At 68.7% G+C, this 20,423-nt stretch carries 19 protein-coding genes, 1 pseudogene and 1 riboswitch; of the genes and pseudogenes, 9 read left to right on the top strand and 11 right to left on the bottom strand.

Annotation, left to right across the window (positions count from 1 at the left end; all coding sequences use genetic code 11):
* Positions 1–45 precede the first annotated feature (45 nt).
* The 8 genes from QE449_RS06335 to QE449_RS06370 form a co-directional block, all read right to left on the bottom strand.
* Positions 46–1,191 (bottom strand): alkaline phosphatase family protein, encoded by a 1,146-nt coding sequence (locus QE449_RS06335; RefSeq protein WP_307091894.1) that lies wholly within the window; start codon positions 1,189–1,191, stop codon positions 46–48.
* A 31-nt stretch (positions 1,192–1,222) separates the two neighbouring features.
* Positions 1,223–2,596, bottom strand: a complete 1,374-nt coding sequence (locus tag QE449_RS06340; RefSeq protein WP_056448399.1) for a hypothetical protein — start codon at positions 2,594–2,596, stop codon at positions 1,223–1,225.
* A 47-nt stretch (positions 2,597–2,643) separates the two neighbouring features.
* Positions 2,644–2,937, bottom strand: a complete 294-nt coding sequence (locus tag QE449_RS06345; RefSeq protein ID WP_027504953.1) for a GNAT family N-acetyltransferase — start codon at positions 2,935–2,937, stop codon at positions 2,644–2,646.
* Positions 2,938–2,946: 9 nt separating this feature from the next.
* On the bottom strand, positions 2,947–3,693 hold the full coding sequence (locus tag QE449_RS06350; protein WP_307108489.1) for an ABC transporter ATP-binding protein: 747 nt from the start codon (positions 3,691–3,693) through the stop codon (positions 2,947–2,949).
* Positions 3,690–4,484 (bottom strand): ABC transporter permease, encoded by a 795-nt coding sequence (locus tag QE449_RS06355; protein ID WP_307091899.1) that lies wholly within the window; start codon positions 4,482–4,484, stop codon positions 3,690–3,692. Before QE449_RS06355 ends, QE449_RS06350 begins: the two co-directional genes overlap by 4 nt.
* The gene (locus QE449_RS06360) at positions 4,462–5,496 is read right to left on the bottom strand and encodes an ABC transporter substrate-binding protein (RefSeq protein ID WP_056448409.1); all 1,035 of its coding nucleotides are present in this window, start codon (positions 5,494–5,496) and stop codon (positions 4,462–4,464) included. Before QE449_RS06360 ends, QE449_RS06355 begins: the two co-directional genes overlap by 23 nt.
* Entirely contained in the window at positions 5,493–6,245 is a 753-nt protein-coding gene (locus tag QE449_RS06365) for a TenA family protein (protein ID WP_307091902.1), read from the bottom strand. Before QE449_RS06365 ends, QE449_RS06360 begins: the two co-directional genes overlap by 4 nt.
* Positions 6,239–6,334, bottom strand: a riboswitch (TPP riboswitch). It overlaps the preceding gene by 7 nt.
* A 29-nt stretch (positions 6,335–6,363) precedes the next feature.
* Positions 6,364–7,761 carry a sugar porter family MFS transporter gene (locus QE449_RS06370; protein WP_027504958.1) on the bottom strand — a complete coding sequence of 466 codons (1,398 nt, stop codon included), beginning with the start codon at positions 7,759–7,761 and terminating at the stop codon, positions 6,364–6,366.
* A gap of 148 nt (positions 7,762–7,909) precedes the next feature.
* Here QE449_RS06370 and QE449_RS06375 point away from each other — a divergent pair, with 148 nt between their 5' ends.
* Positions 7,910–8,299 carry an SRPBCC family protein gene (locus tag QE449_RS06375; RefSeq protein WP_222632754.1) on the top strand — a complete coding sequence of 130 codons (390 nt, stop codon included), beginning with the start codon at positions 7,910–7,912 and terminating at the stop codon, positions 8,297–8,299.
* A 46-nt stretch (positions 8,300–8,345) separates the two neighbouring features.
* Positions 8,346–9,890 carry a carboxylesterase/lipase family protein gene (locus tag QE449_RS06380; protein ID WP_056448415.1) on the top strand — a complete coding sequence of 515 codons (1,545 nt, stop codon included), beginning with the start codon at positions 8,346–8,348 and terminating at the stop codon, positions 9,888–9,890.
* A gap of 6 nt (positions 9,891–9,896) precedes the next feature.
* On the opposite strand, the gene QE449_RS06385 is transcribed toward QE449_RS06380, so the two are convergent.
* A complete protein-coding gene (locus QE449_RS06385; protein ID WP_027504961.1) occupies positions 9,897–10,196 on the bottom strand; it encodes a DUF1540 domain-containing protein in 300 nt (99 codons plus the stop codon).
* Positions 10,197–10,363: 167 nt separating this feature from the next.
* On the opposite strand from QE449_RS06385, the gene QE449_RS06390 reads away from it, so the two are divergent.
* From QE449_RS06390 to QE449_RS06410, 5 genes are all read left to right on the top strand, one after another.
* Complete coding sequence (locus QE449_RS06390) at positions 10,364–11,338, top strand: LppP/LprE family lipoprotein (RefSeq protein WP_307091906.1); 975 nt, start codon at positions 10,364–10,366, stop codon at positions 11,336–11,338.
* A gap of 73 nt (positions 11,339–11,411) precedes the next feature.
* A complete protein-coding gene (locus tag QE449_RS06395) occupies positions 11,412–12,248 on the top strand; it encodes a nitrilase-related carbon-nitrogen hydrolase (RefSeq protein WP_222639161.1) in 837 nt (278 codons plus the stop codon).
* Complete coding sequence (gene hydA, locus QE449_RS06400) at positions 12,245–13,663, top strand: dihydropyrimidinase (protein ID WP_222651195.1); 1,419 nt, start codon at positions 12,245–12,247, stop codon at positions 13,661–13,663. The genes QE449_RS06395 and hydA overlap by 4 nt, the downstream gene beginning before the upstream one ends.
* A 3-nt stretch (positions 13,664–13,666) precedes the next feature.
* Positions 13,667–14,710, top strand: coding sequence for a TIGR03842 family LLM class F420-dependent oxidoreductase (locus tag QE449_RS06405; protein ID WP_307108490.1), 1,044 nt, complete (start codon positions 13,667–13,669; stop codon positions 14,708–14,710).
* Between the two features lie 12 nt (positions 14,711–14,722).
* Positions 14,723–16,033 carry an aspartate aminotransferase family protein gene (locus QE449_RS06410; protein WP_307108491.1) on the top strand — a complete coding sequence of 437 codons (1,311 nt, stop codon included), beginning with the start codon at positions 14,723–14,725 and terminating at the stop codon, positions 16,031–16,033.
* Here QE449_RS06410 and QE449_RS06415 read toward each other — a convergent pair.
* A complete protein-coding gene (locus QE449_RS06415) occupies positions 16,030–17,403 on the bottom strand; it encodes an FAD-binding oxidoreductase (protein WP_204868670.1) in 1,374 nt (457 codons plus the stop codon). The genes QE449_RS06410 and QE449_RS06415 overlap by 4 nt on opposite strands.
* A gap of 271 nt (positions 17,404–17,674) precedes the next feature.
* Between QE449_RS06415 and QE449_RS06420 the strand changes: the two genes are divergently transcribed.
* Positions 17,675–18,055, top strand: a complete 381-nt coding sequence (locus QE449_RS06420) for a hypothetical protein (protein ID WP_231476246.1) — start codon at positions 17,675–17,677, stop codon at positions 18,053–18,055.
* Positions 18,056–18,058: 3 nt separating this feature from the next.
* On the opposite strand, the gene QE449_RS06425 is transcribed toward QE449_RS06420, so the two are convergent.
* On the bottom strand, positions 18,059–18,694 hold the full coding sequence (locus QE449_RS06425) for a Type 1 glutamine amidotransferase-like domain-containing protein (protein ID WP_373428265.1): 636 nt from the start codon (positions 18,692–18,694) through the stop codon (positions 18,059–18,061).
* Positions 18,695–18,754: 60 nt separating this feature from the next.
* Between QE449_RS06425 and dhaL the strand changes: the two are divergent.
* Positions 18,755–20,411 (top strand): annotated as a pseudogene (gene dhaL, locus QE449_RS06430) (dihydroxyacetone kinase subunit DhaL).
* The last annotated feature ends 12 nt before the right edge of the window (positions 20,412–20,423 follow it).

Here is a 20,423-nt window from a genome sequence, read left to right on the forward strand (position 1 = left end):
CGCGGCGCCCCGCGAAGCGTTGGAATCAGGTTGATTCTCGGCGTGTCAGCCCCGTGCCACGAGGAGAGGAACGGTCATCTCGACGTCGGTCAGGGAGCCGTGATGGCCGGGCAGCGCCGACTGGTTCGGTTCGGCCCCGCGGCGGATCAGGGCGCCGTCGCCGAGAGCCAGAGCCAGGACGTCACCGATGCACGCCGCGACGTCGGGGCGCACGGACGGCCCGAACCAGCCCCGGGAGACCGCATCGTCGCGGCCCACCACCAGGTGGTCCGGACCCAGGGTCTCCCGCCAGGCATCGAGCACCGTGGCAGCGGCGCCGGCGTCGGCGAAGACGTGGCGCGCGCGGGGTTCGCCGCAGATCATCCGGACGTCGGCGGTGAGCGCGGGCGTCGCGTCGATGTCCACGCGGGTGCCGATCTGCACCATCCCGTGATCGGCGGTGACGATCAGCGCTGCGTCGGAGGGCAACTCGCCGAGGATGCCGGCGACGATGGTGTCGACCTGAGTCAGCTCGTGGCGCCACGCGTCGGAGTCCGGCCCGCGCACGTGGCCGGTGAGGTCGAGTTCGGACCAGTACGAGTAGACGAGGGACCGCCGGCCGCGCCGCAGCGCGCGCGAGGTCTCGGCGACGAGGTCGCCCGCGGACACCGACGCGGAGAAGTCCCCGCCGCGCAGCACGGCGCGGGTGAGCCCGGACTCGCGCTGGTAGGACGGCGCGATGCGAGTGACGGACACCCCGTCCGCCGCGGCGCGCTCGAACACGGTGTCGCGAGGTTGGAACTGTTCAGGAACGAGCTCGGCGAGCAGATCGACGCGGGGTCCCTGACCGTGCAGACGCCAGTGCAGCGGATTCATCGGACGGTCGAAGCCGGGCACGGCGGTGAGGTAGCCGACGATGCCGTGCTCACCGGGCGTGCGTCCGGTGCCCAGTGACGCCAACGACGTCGCGGTGGTGGACGGGAACGTGGCGGTGACGACCCGCTCGGTGAGCGAGGAGAGTGTCGGCGCTGCCGAGGCGTGCGCCGCCAACTGTCGAGCTCCGAGGCCGTCGACCAGCAGTACGCAGACCCGCCGGACCCCGGACAACCCCAGCCCGACGGTGTCGGACTCACCGGGGACGCCGAGTGCGCCGAGCACCGACGGCAGAAGATCGGACAGGCTGTCGCCGCCGTAGCGCGGAGTGGTCACCACACATCGAAGGCTATCGGCAGCACCCTTCTCGTCAGTCGAAGAGGCTGTCACCGGTTCCGCCGGCGAGGTCGGTCCCGAACAGGTCGAGCTGGGAGCCGGACGACCGCGTCGGTCCGTCGACGCGGTCGGCGGCCAGACGCCGGTGCGCGGAGGTGAGGAGCGCGGAGGTGGTGCGCCAGACCCGCGCATCGAGACCGGCCGACGCGGCGACTCGCGGATCGGTGTCGTCGAGCGTGCGATCGAGGGCGGAGAGCTCGCACTCGCGCGCCACGTCCAGGAAGCGGACGACGCGCGTGCGATCGTGTCCGCACGCGTTCAGCACCTCTTCGACGTCGATGTCGGCGCCGCGCTCCCACACTGCCTCGGCGATCGCGCGCAGTGCCTCGGGAATCGCCGGACCGCCGTGCTCGTCCGTCCCGTCACCCGCGTCGTACTCGGGCGTCGGTTCACCGAACGCGTCGAGGTAGGGCCGCGCCCCGAGCCCGGCCCGGAGATGCTCGGCGGCCTCGCCGGCGAACTTCTCCATGACGGCCAGCATGTCGGCCACGTGCTGCGGGACGAACGGCACCACCGTGACGTCGATGGTGGCGACGATGCGATCCTCGTCCAGCAGCACCTTGACGTGCGGCCACCGGCGATTGACGTCGTTGACGACCGACAGTGCTCGCGCCTCGTCGGTGACGCCGGCCGCGAGCGGCGCGAGGATCTGTACGAACGGTGCCTCCGGGGTGGGGCACAGGTAGAGCCAGGCCGGCCCGAGACGGAACGGGTAGTCGCCGTCCTCGTCGGGGTGCGGCACGAACCCGAGGATGTGCAGGAGCGTCTGCTCGATGATCTCGAGACGGGCCTCGGGACCGGACGTGCGGACCGGCCGCAGCGGGTCGAACGGGACAGGGTCGGACGGCGGCGCGTCCTCGGGGTCCGTGGACGACGCGCCGAACCGGTCCTCGATCACGGGGCCGCACAGGTCACCGTCCAGCTCGAGGAACGACGGATGCGGGACACCCCACACCGAGTGCAGGACGCGGACAGCGGCGTCGGCGAGTTGGTCGGCGTAGCGCCGCGGGCGATCGACGAACCAGTTCACCGGCTCGTCGTCGCGGCGAGCGGTGTGCGGGAGCGACGGCGGCGGCGCGAACCCGAACTGCTCCAGCAGTGCGCGCCCCTCGGACGTCCACCGGCGGTGCTCGGCGAGGTACTCGTCCGCCAGCACCTCGCACCGGACCGTCTCGTCGTCCCATCCGTAGAACTGCAGGCACGGCGGAACCGGATCGGAGTCGGCGTGCGGGCACGCGAGCACCAGAGAGTGTCCCGCCGGCATCCCGTCGAGGTGATCGGCGAGCAGGGTGCGGAACCGGCTCCAGGCGGCCTCGGGCGAGAGGTCGACACTGTTCAGGTCGTTCATGGGGCGACCGTAACGCGGCCCACCGACACGGTGTCGCGAGTCCCGGCTCACACGGTCAGATCGGCGTACTCCTCGTGCGTCTCGACGAAGTGGTGCACGTAGGAGCACGACGGGACGATCTTCAGCCCCGCGGCGCGTGTGTCGTCGAGTGCGTGACGCACCAGGACGGCCGCGAGTCCGCGGCCGCGGAACTCGGGAAGCGTCACGGTGTGGTCGAAGTCCCGGACCGTCGGATCGGTCTGCCGATACTCGGCGTAGCCGGCGACCTCCTCACCGACGAGGATCTCGAAACGCTGACGATCGGGATGGTGCTCCACGCGGGTGTCGTCTGTGTCTGCCATGGACCGAACCTACTCGCCCGCGCCGGGACGAGGGCCCGTGCTTCCGAGGGCGTCCAGCAGTGCGCGTTCGTAGGTCGCGAACTCCCGCGTGGTGGCGGTCTCGGCGCGTCGCGGCCGCGGCAGATCGATGCTCACGTCGGCGACCACCCGCGCGGGCCGCGGCGACAGCACGACGACCCGGTCCGACACCTGCACCGCCTCCCGGATGTCGTGGGTGATCATCAGGACCGTCCAGCGGTACCGCTGCCACACCTCCTGCATCCAGTCCTGCATGGCCGTCCTGGTCAGCGAGTCGAGAGCGCCGAACGGCTCGTCCAGCAGCAGGACGTCGCGTCCCTGCACGACGGTCCGGAGCAGTGCGGCCCGCTGCCGCATCCCGCCGGACAGCAACGAGGGGCGTGCGTCCTCGAAGCCGTCGAGGCCGAAGACCGGGAACAGGTCGCGGGCCCGGCTCCGCGCCTGCGCCTTCGGAACCCCCTGCACCTCCAGCCCGAGTGCGGTGTTCGCCAGAACCGAACGCCACGGGAACAACAGGTCCTTCTGCGGCATGTACGCGCAGCGCGGTGTCACCACGGTGCCGCTGTCCGCGGTGTCGAGACCGGCGAGGAGGGTGAACAGCGTGCTCTTGCCGCAGCCGCTCGGGCCGACGATCGACACGAACTGTCCCCCCTCGACGGCGAGGTCGATCCCGTCCAGTACCGGTGTGCCCGGGTAGGACTTGCGCACCGAGGTCAGCTCCAGAACAGGATCCGTCATCGCGTCCCTTCCTTCGCCGCGAGCGCCCACGGCGCGAGAAGCCGCTCGGCCACGAACGTGAGGAGGAAGAGTGCGATGCTGCACACCGCCGTGACCACGACCGCGGCCAGCACGAGATCCGTGCGGAACGCGTTCTTCTGCTGCGCCATGTAGATGCCCAGACCCGACGTGGCGCCGACGTACTCGGAGAAGACGGCACCGACGACGGCGTAGGTGATCCCGATGCGGAGCGCGGTGAAGAAGCGCGGCAGCGCGGACGGGAGCCGGACGTACCGGAACTGTTGTCGCCGTGACGCTCCCATGCTGCGCAGCAGTGCGTCGGACTCCTTGTCCGCGGAGGCGAATCCCTCGATCAGGCCGAGGGTCATCGGGAAGAACGTCACCAGCGCGATCACCAGGAGCTTGGGGAGGATGCCGAATCCGAACCAGATGATCATCAGGGGAGCGACGGCGATGACCGGCAGCGTCTGCGACACCACGAGCAGGGGAACGACGGCGCGGCGCAGCCACGGCGAGAAGTCCACGGCCGTGGCGATGATCCACGAGATCGTCAGGGAGACGGCGAAACCGAGCAGAGTGACCTGAACGGTGGACGATGCGTGACCCGCGATGACGGCACGGTTCGTCCAGCCCTGATCGACGACGCGGGCGGGGGAGGGGAGTACGCGCGGCGAGATGCCGCTGACGACCACGTACACCTGCCAGGCCGCCACGAGGCCCGCCGCGAGCAGCAGCGCCGGCGCGTACCGCCCCACCTGTCCGCCGCGCTCAGCCCTGATCGAGGTACTCATCGGTGAAGTAGGTCGACCAGTCGGGCTCGGTGGTCAGCGGTGCGCCGTCGGGCCCGGCCAGGACACCGGCGTCGAACAGGAACTTCGAGTACCCGGACCATCGCTCCAGGGTCTGCGTCCCGACGCGGCCGTTCTCGTCGAGCATGTAGTCCTCCGCCAGCATGCGCTGACTCTCGACGACCAGGTCCTCGTCGGGAAATGCTCCCGGGTTGGCGTCGATCAGATCGCGCGCGCCCGCGTCGGGATCGTCGGCGGCCTTCTGGTAACCCTTCTGCAAGGCCTGCACGAACTGTCGCGCCTGTTCGGGGTGCTCGGCCATCCACTCGTCACCGCCGTCGACGACGATCGCGTACGAGTCGGGGAAGCCGAAGTCGGTGTAGTCGAAGTACGTCATCGGGGTTCCGGCCCGCTCGGCCTCGAGACCCTCCCACGCGAAGTAGGAGACGGTGAAGTCCGCGGTACCGGAGTAGACCGCCTCGTACGCGGACGTCCCGAGCACCACGGTCTCGAAATCGCCGGTGCCACCGTCGTTCTCGATCACCTTGCGGAGGGTGGCCTCCTCGCCCGCATCGCCGAACCCGGCGTAGGTCCGCCCGTCCAGGTCTCGGGGGCTCCGGATGTCCTGCCGGTCGGCGCGGACGCCGATGCCGGTGGCCCAGTGCTGCAGCGGCGCCATCACCGAGGTCACCTTCGCACCGGCAGCGCGGGCGTAGGTGGCGGAGCTGTGGAAGCTGATCCCGAACTCGGCGTTGCCGGAGTCGATCAGCGTGTCGGGGGACGTCGAGTTGTACGGCAGGATCTCGACGTTCAGCCCGGCGTCCGCGAAGTAGCCCTCCTGCTGGGCGACGAACAGGCCCGTGTGGTTCGTGTTGGGTGTCCAGTCGAGCGCGAAGCGGATCGTGTTCGCGTCGGAGGCATCGGACGTGGCGCAGCCCGCGAGACCCGCGGCGGCGACGAGCGACACGGTGAGCAGAGCCGCGACGCGCCCGACCCTCGTGTGCCGCGCCCTCATGCGTCCGACCCCGAAGCAGGCCAGGGCACGGTGTTCAGGGCGGTGTCCCAGAACAGCAGTTCGTAGCGCATCGCCACGACGAACGCGTCACTCATCCGCTGTCGTTCGGCCGGGCCGGCCACCTCGGCAGCCGCGTCGACGAGCTCGCGGGCGCGCGCGGCGGAGGTCTGGAAGTCCTCGGCGTCGTACGTCGTCACCCACCGGGCGTACGGGTGGTGCGGATCAGCGTCGAGCACGGCGCGGGCCGAGGCCGCGAGTCCGCGGCCGACCTCGGCGTAGATCCAGAAACAGGGGAGCGCGGCCGCGGCGCCGACGGCGTAGGTGTCGGTCGCCGCCGTCGCCGTGAGGAACGAGACGTACCCGAGGCACGCCTGGCTGTGCTCGACCGGCTTCTCCGACGGACCGCCGAGTGCGACGTCGGCGAGAAGGCTGGTGTGCAACGACTTCTCGACCGTCGCGGCCGTCGCCGCCGACGTGGCCCAGAACGCTCCGGCCTCCGGATCGACTGCGCGCGAGGACAGGAGGGCCAAGGCCTTCGCGTATCCCTCGAGGTAGAGGCCGTCCTGCTCGATGTACGTCCGGAACGACGTGATCGGCAGGGTGCCGTCGCCGAGTCGGGTGAGGAACTCGAGATCGCCGATCCGGGCCCGCAGGCCTGCCGTGCGGTCCCAGAGGAAGTCGGTGAAGCGTGTGAGGTCGGCTGCATCCGTGGTGGAGGCAGCGTCGACCGCATGGTCGTACGGCGTCATGGCCGTGACATCCCTTCGTCAGAATTACCTGCATCAGGTTCTCGGGTGTGGTCTCAGCCTCGCGACGCGAAGCACCCCGTGTCAGAACTCGCCGACCATAGCACCGGCGGTCGTGCGGCTACTTCATGTCCTCCAGTTCCATGCCCTTCGTCTCGGGGATCTTGGACTTCACGAAGAAGAACGACAGGGCGGCGAAGAGTGCGAAGCCGCCGTAGACGATGGAGAGTCCGACCATCTCGGTGAGCGACGGGAACAGCAGCGAGATGACGAAGTTGGCCACCCAGTTCGCGGCCGTACCGATGCCGAGAGCCATGGCGCGCATACGGTTCGGGAACATCTCGCCGAGCAGGACCCACATGATCGGTCCCCACGTCGACGCGAAGAAGATCACGAACAGGTTCGCTCCGATCAGCGCCACGACGCCCCAGGGATCGGGCAGGGAGACCTCGTCGCCGGTGCCGATCTGCTGGGAGAACGCGATCGCCGCCATGAGGAGACCGACGAACATACCGATGGAGCCGGCCATGAGCAGGTTGCGCCGACCCACCCGGTCGACGAAGAGAATGGCCACGAACGTCATGGCCACGTTGATCACGGAGGTGATGACCGACGTGGTGAAGGACTGACTCTCGGTGAAGCCCACCGACTTCCACAGTGTGGTGGAGTAGTAGAAGATCGCGTTGATACCGACGAACTGCTGCAGGACGGCCATGATGATGCCGACCCACACCAGCGGCTGCAGACCGAAGCGCGGACCGCGGATGTCGGCGAACGACGAGCGCTGCTCCTTGCGCAGAGTCAGGCGGATCTCGTGGATGCGCTCGTTGGGGTGCTTCTCGCCGGTGATGTTCGCGAGAATCTGCGCGGCCTCCTCGTCGAGGTGCTTGCCCACGAGGTAACGCGGCGACTCGGGGATGAGCAACGCGAGGACGCCGTAGACGACGGCCGGGATCACGCCGACGATGAACATCCATCGCCAGGCCTCGAGGCCGAGCCACAGGTCGTTGGACGCACCGTCCGCACGATCCGCCAGCACGGCGTCCGAGAGCAGTGCGGCGAAGATGCCGATGGTGATGGCCAGCTGCTGCAGCGACGCGAGGCTGCCGCGCATCCGGGCCGGCGAGATCTCCGCGATGTACGCGGGGGCGATCACCGACGCGATGCCGATGCCGAGACCGCCGAGCACACGCCACAGCATCAGGTCGGGAACGCTGAAGGCCAGACCCGAGCCGACCGACGAGATGATGAAGAGTGCGGACCCGAGCAGCATCACCTTCTTGCGTCCCCACCGGTCGGCCAGTCCGCCGGCGAACCAGGCGCCCGCCGCGCACCCGAGCAGGGCGATCGCGACGGTGAAGCCGGTGAGGAACTCGCCGAGGGCGAATCTGCCCTGGATGGAGTCGACGGCGCCGTTGATGACGGAACTGTCGAAACCGAAGAGGAAGCCGCCGACGGCGGCCGCAATGGTCACGCCGATGACTTTGGCCGTGTGATTGGCCGATGCCTGTGTGGTCATCCTTGTCCACCTACATGTCGGCCACCGGCCGCGCCGGTCGATGGCGGAGGAGTTTCGCTTGGTTCGGACCCTACGCCCGGCGCGACCGCTGTGGAGCGGCGACCTGACGGCAGTTTGAGCAGCGCCGGAACGGTGAATCCCGCCGGTCATGAAGAAGACTCTGCGACGCACCGGCGACGCCTCCGCCGACGTCGCGTGGGAGCGGTACATGGACCTGTCGCTCTGGTCGACGTGGGCACCGCAGATCATGGGGGTCGACGCGTCCACCGACCGTCTCGCCGCCGGCACGACCGGCACGGTGCGCGGGCCCCTCGGCGTGCGGGTGTCCTTCGAGGTCCACTCCGTGGACGAGGCCGCACGGGTGTGGTCGTGGCGCGCGTGGATCGGCGCTCCGAGTGCCGGGCTCACCCTGGAACACGGTGTCGACAGCGCGGGGTCGGGCTCGTCGACGTGGTTGGTCGTGGACGGTCTGGCACCGCTCGTCCTCGGCTACTCTCCAGCGGCCCTGTTCGCGCTCGGTCGACTGGTGACAGCGTGACGACCATCGGGGTCCGATCCCCGCACTCCCTGTAACGTCGGTCCTCGTGGGGGCAACCGAGAGCAGCCATGTCGTCTCGTCGCGCGACGGTGAGATCCGCGGCTACGGGCACGGCGACGTGGTCAGTTGGAAGGGCATCCCGTTCGCGGCGCCACCCGTGGCGGAGCACCGATTCCGCGCACCACGCCCACCGGAGCCGTGGGACGGTGTCCGCGACGGCAGGACCTTCGGTGCGATGGCACCGCAGGGCCGCGACGGCCCGATTCCCATGGACTCGTCCATCCCGATGGACGAGGACTGCCTGACTCTCAACGTCTGGGCCCCGACACCGGACGGCATCTCCCGTCCGGTGATGGTGTGGATCCACGGCGGCGCCTACGTCCTGGGATCATCTGCGCAACGGATCTACAACGGGCGCAACCTGTCCCGCCTCGGTGAGGTGGTGGTGGTGACCGTCAACTACCGGGTGGGAGCGCTGGGGTGGTTGGACCTGTCGTCGTTCGACACCGACGGCAGCGTCTTCGAGACCAATCTCGGGCTCCGCGACCAGATCGCGGCGCTCACGTGGGTGCGCGACTGCATCGCCGCGTTCGGCGGCGACCCGACCAACGTCACCGTCTTCGGTGAGTCGTCCGGTGGCGCGTCGGTGACCACTCTCATGACGTCACCGCACGCGGAAGGTCTGTTCCACAAGGCGATCGCCCAGAGTTCCCCGGCCACCTCGGTGTACGGCCCGGAACGCGCGCGCACCGTCGCGCAGCGATTCCTCGAACTCGTCGATCTGCCCGCGGAGCGTGCCGAGGAGCTGCGGACGATGCCGGTGGAGAGGTTGGTCGACGCAGCCGAGAAGCTGGTCTACGAGGTTCCCGAGAAGGTGCCCGGCACATTGGGATTCGCACCCGTCGTCGACGGTGACGTGGTGCCCCGGTATCCGGTGGCCGCGTTCCAGAAGGGCTTCTCGCACGACGTCCCGCTCATCATCGGGTCGAATCACGACGAGGCATCGGTGTTCCGCCTGATGAAGTCGCCGTTGATGCCCGTCACCTCGGACACGGTGAGCACGATGTTCGAGGCGATCGCCGTCGATCATCCCGATCTCTCACCGGCTCGTATCGCCGACATCCTCTCCGCGTACCCGGATCTGCCGAAGAGTGCGGGCGCGCTGGCCCTCTCGCGCGACGCAGGGTTCCGGATGCCGAGCCTGTGGATCGCGGAGGCCCATTGCCGACGAGCGCCGACGTTCGTCTACCGCTTCGATCACGCGACACCCGTGCTGCGTGCGGCGCGTATCGGCGCCGGTCACGCCACCGAGTTGCCGTACGTCTTCGGCAATTTCGGGACCTTCGACCGGGACCCGACCTTCTGGCTGGGTGGGCGCAAGGCAGCGCAGCAGGTCTCCCGGCGAATTCAGCGACGCTGGGTGGCGTTCGCGTGGCACGGGGTTCCTGCTGCGCTGGACGGGTCGAAGCACTGGGCGCCCTACGACGAGCGTCGTCGCACTCTCGTCATCGACGGGCGTGATGCTCTGGTCGAGGATCCGGACCGTGAGCTGCGCGAGATCTGGGGCGAGAAGGTGCTCGGCTTCAGCTGAGGTTCGTCAGGCCTTGCTGTAGGTGAGGCAGTTCGCGGTGTCCGACGACTCGCCGGCGCCGATGCGGACCGCTGCCGCGCTGCACTCGAGGTTGTCGTTGAACGAGCAGTCGACGCGCTGGCACGCACCGACCTGGGTGGAGACGGTGTCGAGACCGCCCTTGGTGCTCAAGGGAATGAACGTGCCGCAATCGGCCGTTCCGTTCGAGCCTCCGACATTGATGGCGAATGCGTGGCATCCGTCGTGGTTGTACGAACAGGCGCTGACACTGCACTCACTGACGCGGGGCATTTCGAGGGAAGTCATGACGATGACGGTAATACGCGAAAAGCGTCTCCACCAGCAAGGTCAGGCTGACCTAGATATGGTCACCCTTTCTACAACAATGATGTTTCCTATTCTTTCGGGTCACGGATCGATGACGAATTCGTCGACGACGTAACGATCGGTCTGTTCGCTCGGATGGACCGATCATGAGACGAACACTTCTCGCGACCCTGGCCGTCACCGTGCTGTTCGCGAGCGGGTGCTCCGACTCCGGCCAGGGCTCCGCGGCGCCACCTCCTCCGACCACCACCACGACCTCGACAGCGGTGGGTCCGGCACCGGGTACGGAACCCGCGTCGTCGGCCGCGCCGGAACCGTCGACCGCGTGTGTGGAGGACTCCGTCGTGGCGGCGGGCATCGAATCGCTGCCACAGTTCTTCGGCAGTGGTTGGCGGCTCGTCCGCCAGGGCGATCCCTGCGCGACGCTGTCGTGGGCGCTCGCGGCGCTCGACGGGGGCACGGGGTCGAGTCCGTGGACCGTCTTGTTCTTCCACGACGACACCTATCTCGGTACCGCCACCGCGTTGCCGTACTCGTTCACCGACGTCGCCTCGCAGACCGACGACACGGTCACGGTGTCGTACGGGTGGCTCCGGGAGGGTGAGTCCACCTCGCAGCAGTCCGGCGGACCCGGGTTAGTCCGCTACACCTGGAACGGATCGTCCGTGGTGATGCTGGACGACCTGCCGCAGGAGGTGGTGGACGGCAACAGGCAGACCCCTGCGGATCCGTGCCTGGACGACGACGTGATCGACGCGGCGATCGCCTCGCTGCCGACGTTCTCCGGCAGCGGGTGGACGCTCGCCGGTCAGGGCGATGCCTGCAGCACGCTGGCATGGGCGCTGGCCGTGCCCGACGGTGCGACCGGTTCGAGCCCCACGACGGTGCTGTTCTTCCACGACGGCGCGTATCTCGGAACGGCGACCGCCCGTCCGTACGCGTTCACCGACATCGATCCGTATGCGCAGCTGGACGACACGGTGACGGTGTCGTACCGATGGCTCAGGGACGGAGAAGCGACCGCGGAGGTCTCCGGCGGACCGGCGCTGGTCCGTTATCGCTGGAACGGCTCGTCGGTGGACATGCTCGACTCCCTGCCTCCCGAGGTGGCGAACGGCTGAATTCCACCGGTGGACGACCCGGCCGATCGGGTGCAGGATCACCGGTACGGGGCCGACGCGGAGGTGTCATGTCATGACTGTCGTTCGAGCAGCACTGGTTCAGACCACCTGGACCGGCGACAAGGAATCGATGATCCAGGCCCACGAGGAGTACGCCCGCCAGGCAGCCGAGCAGGGCGCGCAGGTGATCTGTTTTCAGGAACTGTTCTACGGCCCCTATTTCTGCCAGGTGCAGGACGCGTCCTTCTACGACTACGCCGAATCGGTTCCCGGACCCACCGTCGAGCGTTTCCAGTCTCTCGCGAAGGAACTCGGCATGGTGATGGTGCTGCCGGTCTACGAGAAGGAACAGCCAGGCATTCTGTACAACACCGCTGCCGTGGTGGACGCGGACGGCACGTACCTGGGCAAGTACCGCAAGCACCACATTCCGCACCTGAACGGCTTCTGGGAGAAGTTCTACTTCCGCCCCGGCAACCTGGGCTGGCCCGTGTTCGACACCGCCGTCGGCAAGGTGGGGGTCTACATCTGTTACGACCGCCATTTCCCGGAGGGCTGGCGCGCACTCGGACTGGCCGGTGCGGAGATCGTGTTCAATCCGTCCGCCACCTCGCGAGGCCTGTCGAACTACCTGTGGAAGCTCGAGCAACCGGCGTCGGCCGTGGCCAACGAGTACTACATCGGCGCAATCAACCGAGTGGGAGTCGAGGAGTTGGGCGACAACGACTTCTACGGTACGAGCTACTTCGTCGATCCCGAGGGGAAGTTCGTCGGCGAGGTCGCCTCGGACAGCGCGGCCGAAGTGATCGTCCGCGATCTGGACCTGTCGCTCATCGCGACCGTCCGCGATCGGTGGGCTTTCTACCGCGATCGCAGACCCGACGCCTACGGTCCCCTGGTGACACCGTGACGACCACGTTCGTCCACGGGGGCATCGTCGTCTCGCCGACGGGGTCGCAGCCCCTGGACGTCCTGATCGACGGTGAGACGATCGTCGCAGTGCTGCAACCGGGTTCGACGCTTCTGGGCGCCGACCTCGCGTCGTCGAGCGACGTCGTCGTCGACGCGACCGGGAAGTACGTGATCCCCGGAGGGGTCGACGGCCACACCCACATGGAGATGCCGTTCGGCGGCACCTTCGCCTCCGACTCGTTCGAGACGGGGACGCGCGCTGCCGCGTGGGGCGGAACCACCACGATCGTCGACTTCGCCATCCAGAACCCCGGGATGCGCGTGCAGGACACCCTCGCCACGTGGCACGACAAGGCTGCCGGTTCGTGCGCCGTCGACTACGGATTCCACCAGATCATCGGAGACGTCGACAGCGACTCGTTGAAGGCCATGAGCGAGTTGGTCTCCGAAGGAGTCACCAGCTTCAAGCTGTTCATGGCCTATCCCGGCGTCTTCTACTCGGACGACGGGAAGATCCTGCGGGCGATGCAGACTGCCGCGGAGACCGGCGCGCTGCTGATGATGCACGCGGAGAACGGCATCGCCATCGACGTCCTGGTCGAGCAGTCGATCGCACGCGGTGACACGGCGCCGTACTTCCACGGCACGTCCCGACCGTGGCAGCTCGAGGAGGAAGCGACGCATCGCGCGATCATGTTGGCCGACGTGACGGGAGCGCCGCTGTACGTGGTCCACGTGTCGGCGAAACAGGCGCTCGAGCAGATCGCGACGGCACGAGGCACGGGGCAGAACGTCTTCGCCGAGACGTGTCCGCAGTATCTGTACCTCTCGCTCGAGGAGCAACTCGGTGCGCCGGGCTTCGAGGGCGCGAAGTGGGTGTGCTCGACCCCGCTCCGGTCCCGTGCCGAGGGGCACCAGGACGAGTTGTGGCGGTACCTCCGCACAGGGGACGTCTCGACGGTCGGCACCGATCACTGTCCCTTCTGCATGAAGGATCAGAAGGAGATGGGTATCGGCGACTTCTCCAAGATCCCCAACGGAATCGGGTCGGTCGAACATCGGATGGACCTGATGTACCAGGGTGTGGTGTCGGGGAAGATCACGCTCGAGAAGTGGGTCGAGGTGTGCTGCACGACGCCGGCACGCATGTTCGGGATGTACCCGCGTAAGGGCATCGTGTCGCCCGGTGCCGACGCGGATCTGGTGGTCTACGACCCGAACGGCCGCACCACCATCGGAGTCGAGACACACCACATGAGAATGGACTACTCGGCCTACGAGGGCATGACCGTGGACGGCCACGTCGACACGGTGATCTCCCGCGGAACCGTCGTCGTCGACCGCGGCGAGTACCTGGGCCGCGCCGGGCACGGCCGTTTCGTGCGCCGCGACCTGTCCCAGAATCTGGTGTGAGGGATGGACTTCGGAGTGGTGCTGCAGTGCACACCGCCCAGTTCGCGGGTGGTCGAACTCGCTCGCATCGCCGAGACGCACGGCTTCTCCCACGTGTGGACCTTCGACTCACACCTGCTGTGGCAGGAGCCCTACGTCATCCACAGTCAGATCCTCGCGAGCACCCGCACGGTGGTCGTCGGACCGATGGTGACCAACCCGTCGACGCGGGACGTCACGGTGACGGCATCGACGTTCGCCACACTCAACGAGATGTTCGGCAACCGCACCGTGTGCGGGATCGGTCGCGGCGACTCCGCGGTGCGCACTCTGGGTGGGAAGCCCACCACGATCGCGCGGCTCGCCGAGTCGGTGGAGATCATCCGCGAACTCGGCAACGGGCGGTCCGCCCGCATCGGCGAGACCACCGTGCGGCTGCCGTGGGCGTCGCGGTCCGAGCTCGAGGTGTGGATCGCCGGATACGGCCCGCGGGCACTGGAACTCACCGGGCAGGTCGCCGACGGGTTCATCCTGCAACTCGCTGATCCCGACATCGTCGAGTGGACCGTGGCCACCGTCCGCGACGCCGCCGAGAAGGCGGGGCGCGACCCCGATGCCGTGACCATCTGCGTCGCCGCCCCCGCCTATGTCACCGACGGTTCCGCGGCCGCCGCCGCGCATGCCCGTGATCAGTGCCGGTGGTTCGGCGGCATGGTGGGAAACCACGTCGCGGACATCGTGTCCCGCTACGGAGCGACCTCCGGTGTCCCGGCCGCTCTCACGGACTACATCGCCGGCCGCCAGGGGTACGACTACAACCAACACGGCAGAGCCGGCAACACGCACGCCGACTTCGTGCCCGACGAGATCGTCGACCGGTTCTGCATCCTGGGCTCGCCCGAGCAGCACGTGCAGCGACTCCGGCAGCTCGAGTCGCTCGGTGTGGACCAGTTCGCGGTCTACCTCCAACACGATGCGAAGACCGCGACGCTGGATGCCTACGGCGAGTCGGTTCTTCCTGCCATGATGACGTCAGAGGTGGCGACGGAATCCGGAATCGCCCGATAACGGAGGTGGTACATGACCGACCATGTCTTCTATTCCTGGTCCGCCCAGGCGGAGCTGAACCCGGTCACCATCACCGGGGCGTCCGGGTCCTACTTCTGGGACGACCAGGGCAGGAAGTACCTCGACTTCTCCTCGCAGCTGGTCAACGTCAACATCGGACACCAGCACCCCGACATCGTGGCGGCGATCGTCGAGCAGGCCGGTGTGCTCACCACCATCTCCCCGACGGTCGCGAACGACAAGCGCAGCGAACTCGCTCGACTGATCGCCGAGCGCGCTCCCGGTGACCTGAACCGGGTCTTCTTCACCACGGGCGGGGCCGAGGCCGTCGAGCACGCCGTGCGGTTCGCTCGCCAGCACACCGGGCGGACCAAGATGCTGGCCGCGTACCGGTCGTACCACGGCGGCACCGGTGTGGCCATCGGTCTGACGGGAGAGCCGCGCCGGTGGGGAACCGAGCCGACCAACGTCGACGTCGCCCGGTTCTTCGGGCCGTATCCCTATCGGTCACCGTGGAATTCGATCGGCCCCGAGGAGGAGACGGCCGCGGCGCTGGCCCACCTCGAGATGGTCATCACGCTGGAGGGACCGCAGAACATCGCGGGGCTCATTCTCGAGTCGGTGGTCGGCACCAACGGCGTGCTGGTCCCGCCGCCGGGATATCTGGCCGGTGTCCGCGAACTCTGCACTCGCTACGGCATCGTGTACATCGCCGACGAGGTGATGGTGGGCTTCGGCCGGACCGGGCACTGGTTCGCGTGCCAGGCGTGGGGCGTCGAGCCCGATCTGATCACGTTCGCGAAGGGTGTGAACTCCGGCTACGTCCCGCTCGGCGGAGTGGTGATCTCCGAAGAGATCGCGCAGCGGTACGACCACACGCCGTATCCGGGAGGTCTGACCTACTCGGGCCACGTGCTCGGCTGCGCCGCCGGTATCGCGTCGATCCGGGTGTTCGAGCGCGACGACATCCTGGGCCACGTCCGCGCCGTGGGGGAAGGCGTCCTCGGGCCGGGGCTCACCAAGCTGGGTGAGGCGCATCCGAGCGTGGGTGACGTGCGGGGCATGGGGTTCTTCTGGGCCGTCGAACTGGTGACGGACAAGGGCACCCGCGAGCCGCTGACACCGTTCAACGCCACCGGCGCCGTCGCAGCTCCCATGGCGGCCGTCACGAAGGCGGCCAAGGAGCGCGGGCTGTGGCCGTTCGTGGCGGGCAATCGGCTGCAGATCGCGCCGCCGCTCGTCACGACGGAGGAGGACATCCGTCGCGGACTCGAGATCCTCGACGAGGTGCTCGAGGTCGCCGACGGGTACACCCGGAACTAGAGCACGGCACCGGGATTCAGGATGCCCGCGGGATCGAGGGCGTGCTTGATGCGCCGGGTCAGCTCCATGACGTCCTCGCCCACCTGATCCGGCAACCACGCCTTCTTGAGCCGGCCGACACCGTGTTCCCCGGTGATGGTGCCGCCCAACGAGATCGCGAGCGTCATGATCTCGCCGAATGCCTGGTGCGCACGTTCCTCCATGTCCGCGTCCTCGGGGTCGAACACGATCAGCGGGTGCGTGTTCCCGTCGCCCGCATGGGCGATGACGGCGACGACGACGCCGCGGGCATCGGCGATCTTCGCGATTCCCTGCACCAGGTCCGCGAGTGCGGGCAGCGGAACTCCGACGTCCTCGAGCAGGAGGGATCCGGTGCGTTCGACGGCGGGGATGGCGAAGCGCCGGGCTGCGGCGAACGCTTCGCCCTCGTCGGGATCGTCGGTCACGAACACCTCGTCGGCGCCGGCGGCCGTGCACGCCGCGGCCATGGTCTCGGTCTCCTCGGTGCGGTGCGCGCCGGGTGAGTCGGAGCGGGCGATGAGCATCGCTGCCGCCGTGCGGTCGAGGCCCATCTTCATGGCGTCCTCCACGGCGTTGATCGACGTGGAGTCCATGAACTCGAGCATGGCGGGCCGCAGCGAGCGGGTGATCGCCAGAATGGCGTCGGTCGCGTCGGACAGGCGGGTGAAGGTGGCCACGACCGTGCTCGCGGGTGGCTGAGCCGGGATCAGTCGCAGCGTCACCTCGGTGATGATGCCGAGGACGCCCTCGCTGCCGACGAAGAGTTTGGTCAGCGACAGGCCGGCCGAGTCCTTCAGACGCGGGCCGCCCAGGTTCACGACGGTGCCGTCGGCGAGGACCACCTCGAGACCGAGGATGTAGTCCGTGGTCACCCCGTACTTGACGCAGCACAGGCCGCCGGCGTTGGTGGCGGCGTTGCCGCCGATCGAACACATCTCGAACGACGACGGATCCGGTGGGTACCACAGGCCGTGTTCGGCCGCAGCGGCCTTGACCTCGACGTTGAGCAGACCGGGTTGGACCACGGCCGTCCGCGTCACCGGGTCGACGGTGACGGCGCGCATCGCCTCGGTCGTCAGCACGATGCCGCCGTCGACGGCGGTCGCACCACCGGACAGACCGGATCCCGCGCCGCGCGGCACCACCGGGACGGAATGCTCGGTGGCCCAGAGCATGACGGCGCGGACGTCGGCCGTGCTGGTGGCGCGCACGACGGCGAGGGGAGTGCCGGCGTTCGGATCGCGGGCCCAGTCCTGGCGATAGCCGGCGGTGATGTCCGGATCGGTCACCACGATGGCGGCTCCGACCGCGTCTGTCAGGGACGTCACGAGATCGTCGATGATGCTCACCTTCCTCGACCGGCGGGTCCTACGTCTCGACGCTACCCCCAGCCCTGCCCGTGACCTCGCCGGAATGACGAGACACGGTGCGGGACAGTGGGAGACCGCGTCGAACGGTGGCCGGGTCGACGTCCGGCCGATGTTCACATCAGTCACACGAGCAACTCTGTTACCAGATCGTGCCCCGATGGGTGCCGACAAGAGCACGTCGGAGGATTAGCGTCCGGATGACGGAGATCGGCACGTGGGCCGAGACCGAGGGGGCGAGAAGGAGGCACTCATGGCACCGTCACACGACATCACACGGTCGGCATCTGCACCATCGACGACAGCGTCGCGCAGACCGACGAAGAACACCCCGTTCGAGTGCGCGGCGGCGCTGTTCTCCTACGACTTCGTCTCCGGCGGCGTCGACTACGACACCCTCGAGTCGCTCCATCGTGGCGAGGTGACCGAGTGGACGTCGGCGCTACGACGCTCGGGACTGTTCACCGACGCCGAGATGGACGCCCTCGCCGCCCAGTGGTCCGAACGTCCGGGCCTGCTGCTCGATGCGTTGCTCCGTGACGCCGACGAGATGACCGTGCGGCGTTGCCGGCTCGCGTGGTCGGCGATGGACCGGCTCGCGCCGTTCCAGATGCCCATCGCGCACAGCGGCTGACAGTCAGATCACCGCGGCAACGCCGCCGTCGACGACGTAGACCTGGTCGTCGGTGAGCGTGCGGTACGGCGTTCCCGCCGCGTCGCACGCCGCGGCCATCGCGGCCGACGCGCCGTCGGGATCCAGAGTGTCCGACGCCCAGTGCGGCACGAGCACGTCGTCGATGATCCCCAGGCCGGTCCACAGCACGTCCTCGCCCGTGGTCGGCTCCACCTCGCCGGGCGGGTCGGCGTACTCCACGCCCCGCAGCGTCGGACCCAGCACGCAGGCTCCGGCGCTGTACCCGCCGTACACGACGGCATCCTCCGCGAGCAGTCGAGCGATCGCCTCGTCTGCACCGGACGAGGCCATCCTGCGCCGGAGCACGAAGGTGTTCCCACCGCGGACCCACACGGCGGGGAAGGCAGCCAGGACGTCGTGCGCCGTGCTCGGCATCAACTCGCGCAGGTCGACCTCGACAGGGAGGAAACCCGCCGAGCGCAGGAGGGTGAACTCACTGGTGACCGCGGACGCGCGCGCGGCGTCGGGCCAGGAGTCCGCCGCGTTGGCGATGACGGCGATGCGGCCGGGTGGTCCGGTCAGTTCGAGGAACCGGTCACGGGCGAGCCCGAATCGGTAGGACGCGAGGAACAGGCGCATGGCGGGAGCGTAGGTCAGTACGCACGCGTCGGGTGTGCAGACGTGGTTAGTGTCGGGTGCATGTCGCTGCACAAGATGATCGATGATCCGTCCCGCGTCATCGTCGACGCCTGCCGCGCCGCCGCCCGGCGCAGCGCGGACCTCCGCTTCGTCGAACGGCCCGGATACTTCACGCGCCGCAGCCGCACGACGCACGGGCGCGTGGGCCGTGATGTCGGGCGGTGGTTCCGGCCACGAACCGCTCCACTCCGGCTTCGTCGGCGCCGGGATGTTGGACGCGGCGGTGCCGGGGTCTGTGTTCACGAGCCCGAACGCGCTGCAGATCGAGGCGGCGACGCGGGCCGTCGAGGCCGGTGCCGGCGTGATCCACGTGGTCAAGAACTACACCGGCGACGTCATCAACTTCCGCATCGCGGCCGATCTGTGTGCTGCCGACGGCATCACGGTCGAGACGGTGCTCGTGGCCGACGACGTCGCGTCCGAGAGCGAGGACGGGCCCGGCCGACGCGGAACCGCCGCGACGGTGGCCGTCGAGAAGATCTGCGGCGCCGCCGCTGCTCGCGGCGACGACCTCGCCTCCGTCGCCGCGCTGGGGCGGCGGGTCGCCGAGGGCTCTCGCAGCATGGCGGTGGCCTTCCGTCCGTGCACGGTTCCGGGCGCGTCGTCCCCGTCCTTCGAGCTCGGCGACGACGAGGTCGAACTCGGTGTCGGTATCCACGGCGAACGCGGCACCGCGCGCGTCGCGACGCTCACCGCCACCGAGATCGCCGAGGCGCTGCTCGGACCCGTGGCCGATTCGCTGGGACTGTCCGGCGGCGAGGACGTCGTGCTCATCGTCAACGGACTCGGCGCGACCCACCCGCTCGAACTCGACATCGTCTTCGGTGCCGCGCTGCGGTATCTCGAGGGGCGCGGCATCACCGTCCGACGCACGCTCGTCGGGAGCCTCGTGACGGCGTTCGACATGGCGGGGGTGTCGTTGACCGCCGTCCGCTGCGACGACGAGATCCTCGGTTTGTGGGACGCCCCGACCGAGGCGCCCGCGTGGCCCCGCTCGCCGGCGCAGGACCTGCACGACGACGCCGTGGACGACACGGACGCGGCAGCGGTGTCGGAGCTTCCGGGCGGCGCGGCCGACCCGTTCGTCACCACCTGGGTCTCGTCGTTCGTCGAGCGTGTCCGGTCGTCGATCGACGAGCTCACCGACCTCGATCGCCGAGCCGGTGACGGCGACTTCGGAGTGAACATGCAGATCGGTCTGGCCGACTTCGCGGTGGACGAGAGTGCCTCGCCCGCAGCGGTGTTCGAGATCCTGGCTCGTGGGTTCCTCGGCAATGCGGGCGGAACGTCCGGCGCTCTCTTCGGTGCGTTCTTCCACCGGGTCTCGGTCGCCTTCGACGGTCCCGGGGCGAGCACCGCGAGCATCGCCGCGGGAGTGGCCGACGGACTGGCCGCCATCACCGATCTCGGCGGTGCGCAGCCGGGAGACAAGACCATGGTGGACGCGCTGGACCCGGCGGCGCGAGCTCTGGGGGACGCCGGATCGGTCGAGCTCTCGGCGGCCCTCGCCGCGGCTGCCGAGGCTGCGACGCGCGGTGCCGAGTCCACGACGGACACCGTCGCCCAGCGTGGCCGCGCCAGCTACATCGGCGACGCGGCGCGCGGCGTCATCGACCCCGGTGCTCTCGTGGTCTCCTGGTTCTTCGCCGCCGCCTGAGCGGCTGCATCG

Origin of the sequence: Rhodococcus sp. SORGH_AS_0303 (assembly GCF_030819335.1) — a bacterium.
Lineage (GTDB): Bacteria > Actinomycetota > Actinomycetes > Mycobacteriales > Mycobacteriaceae > Rhodococcoides.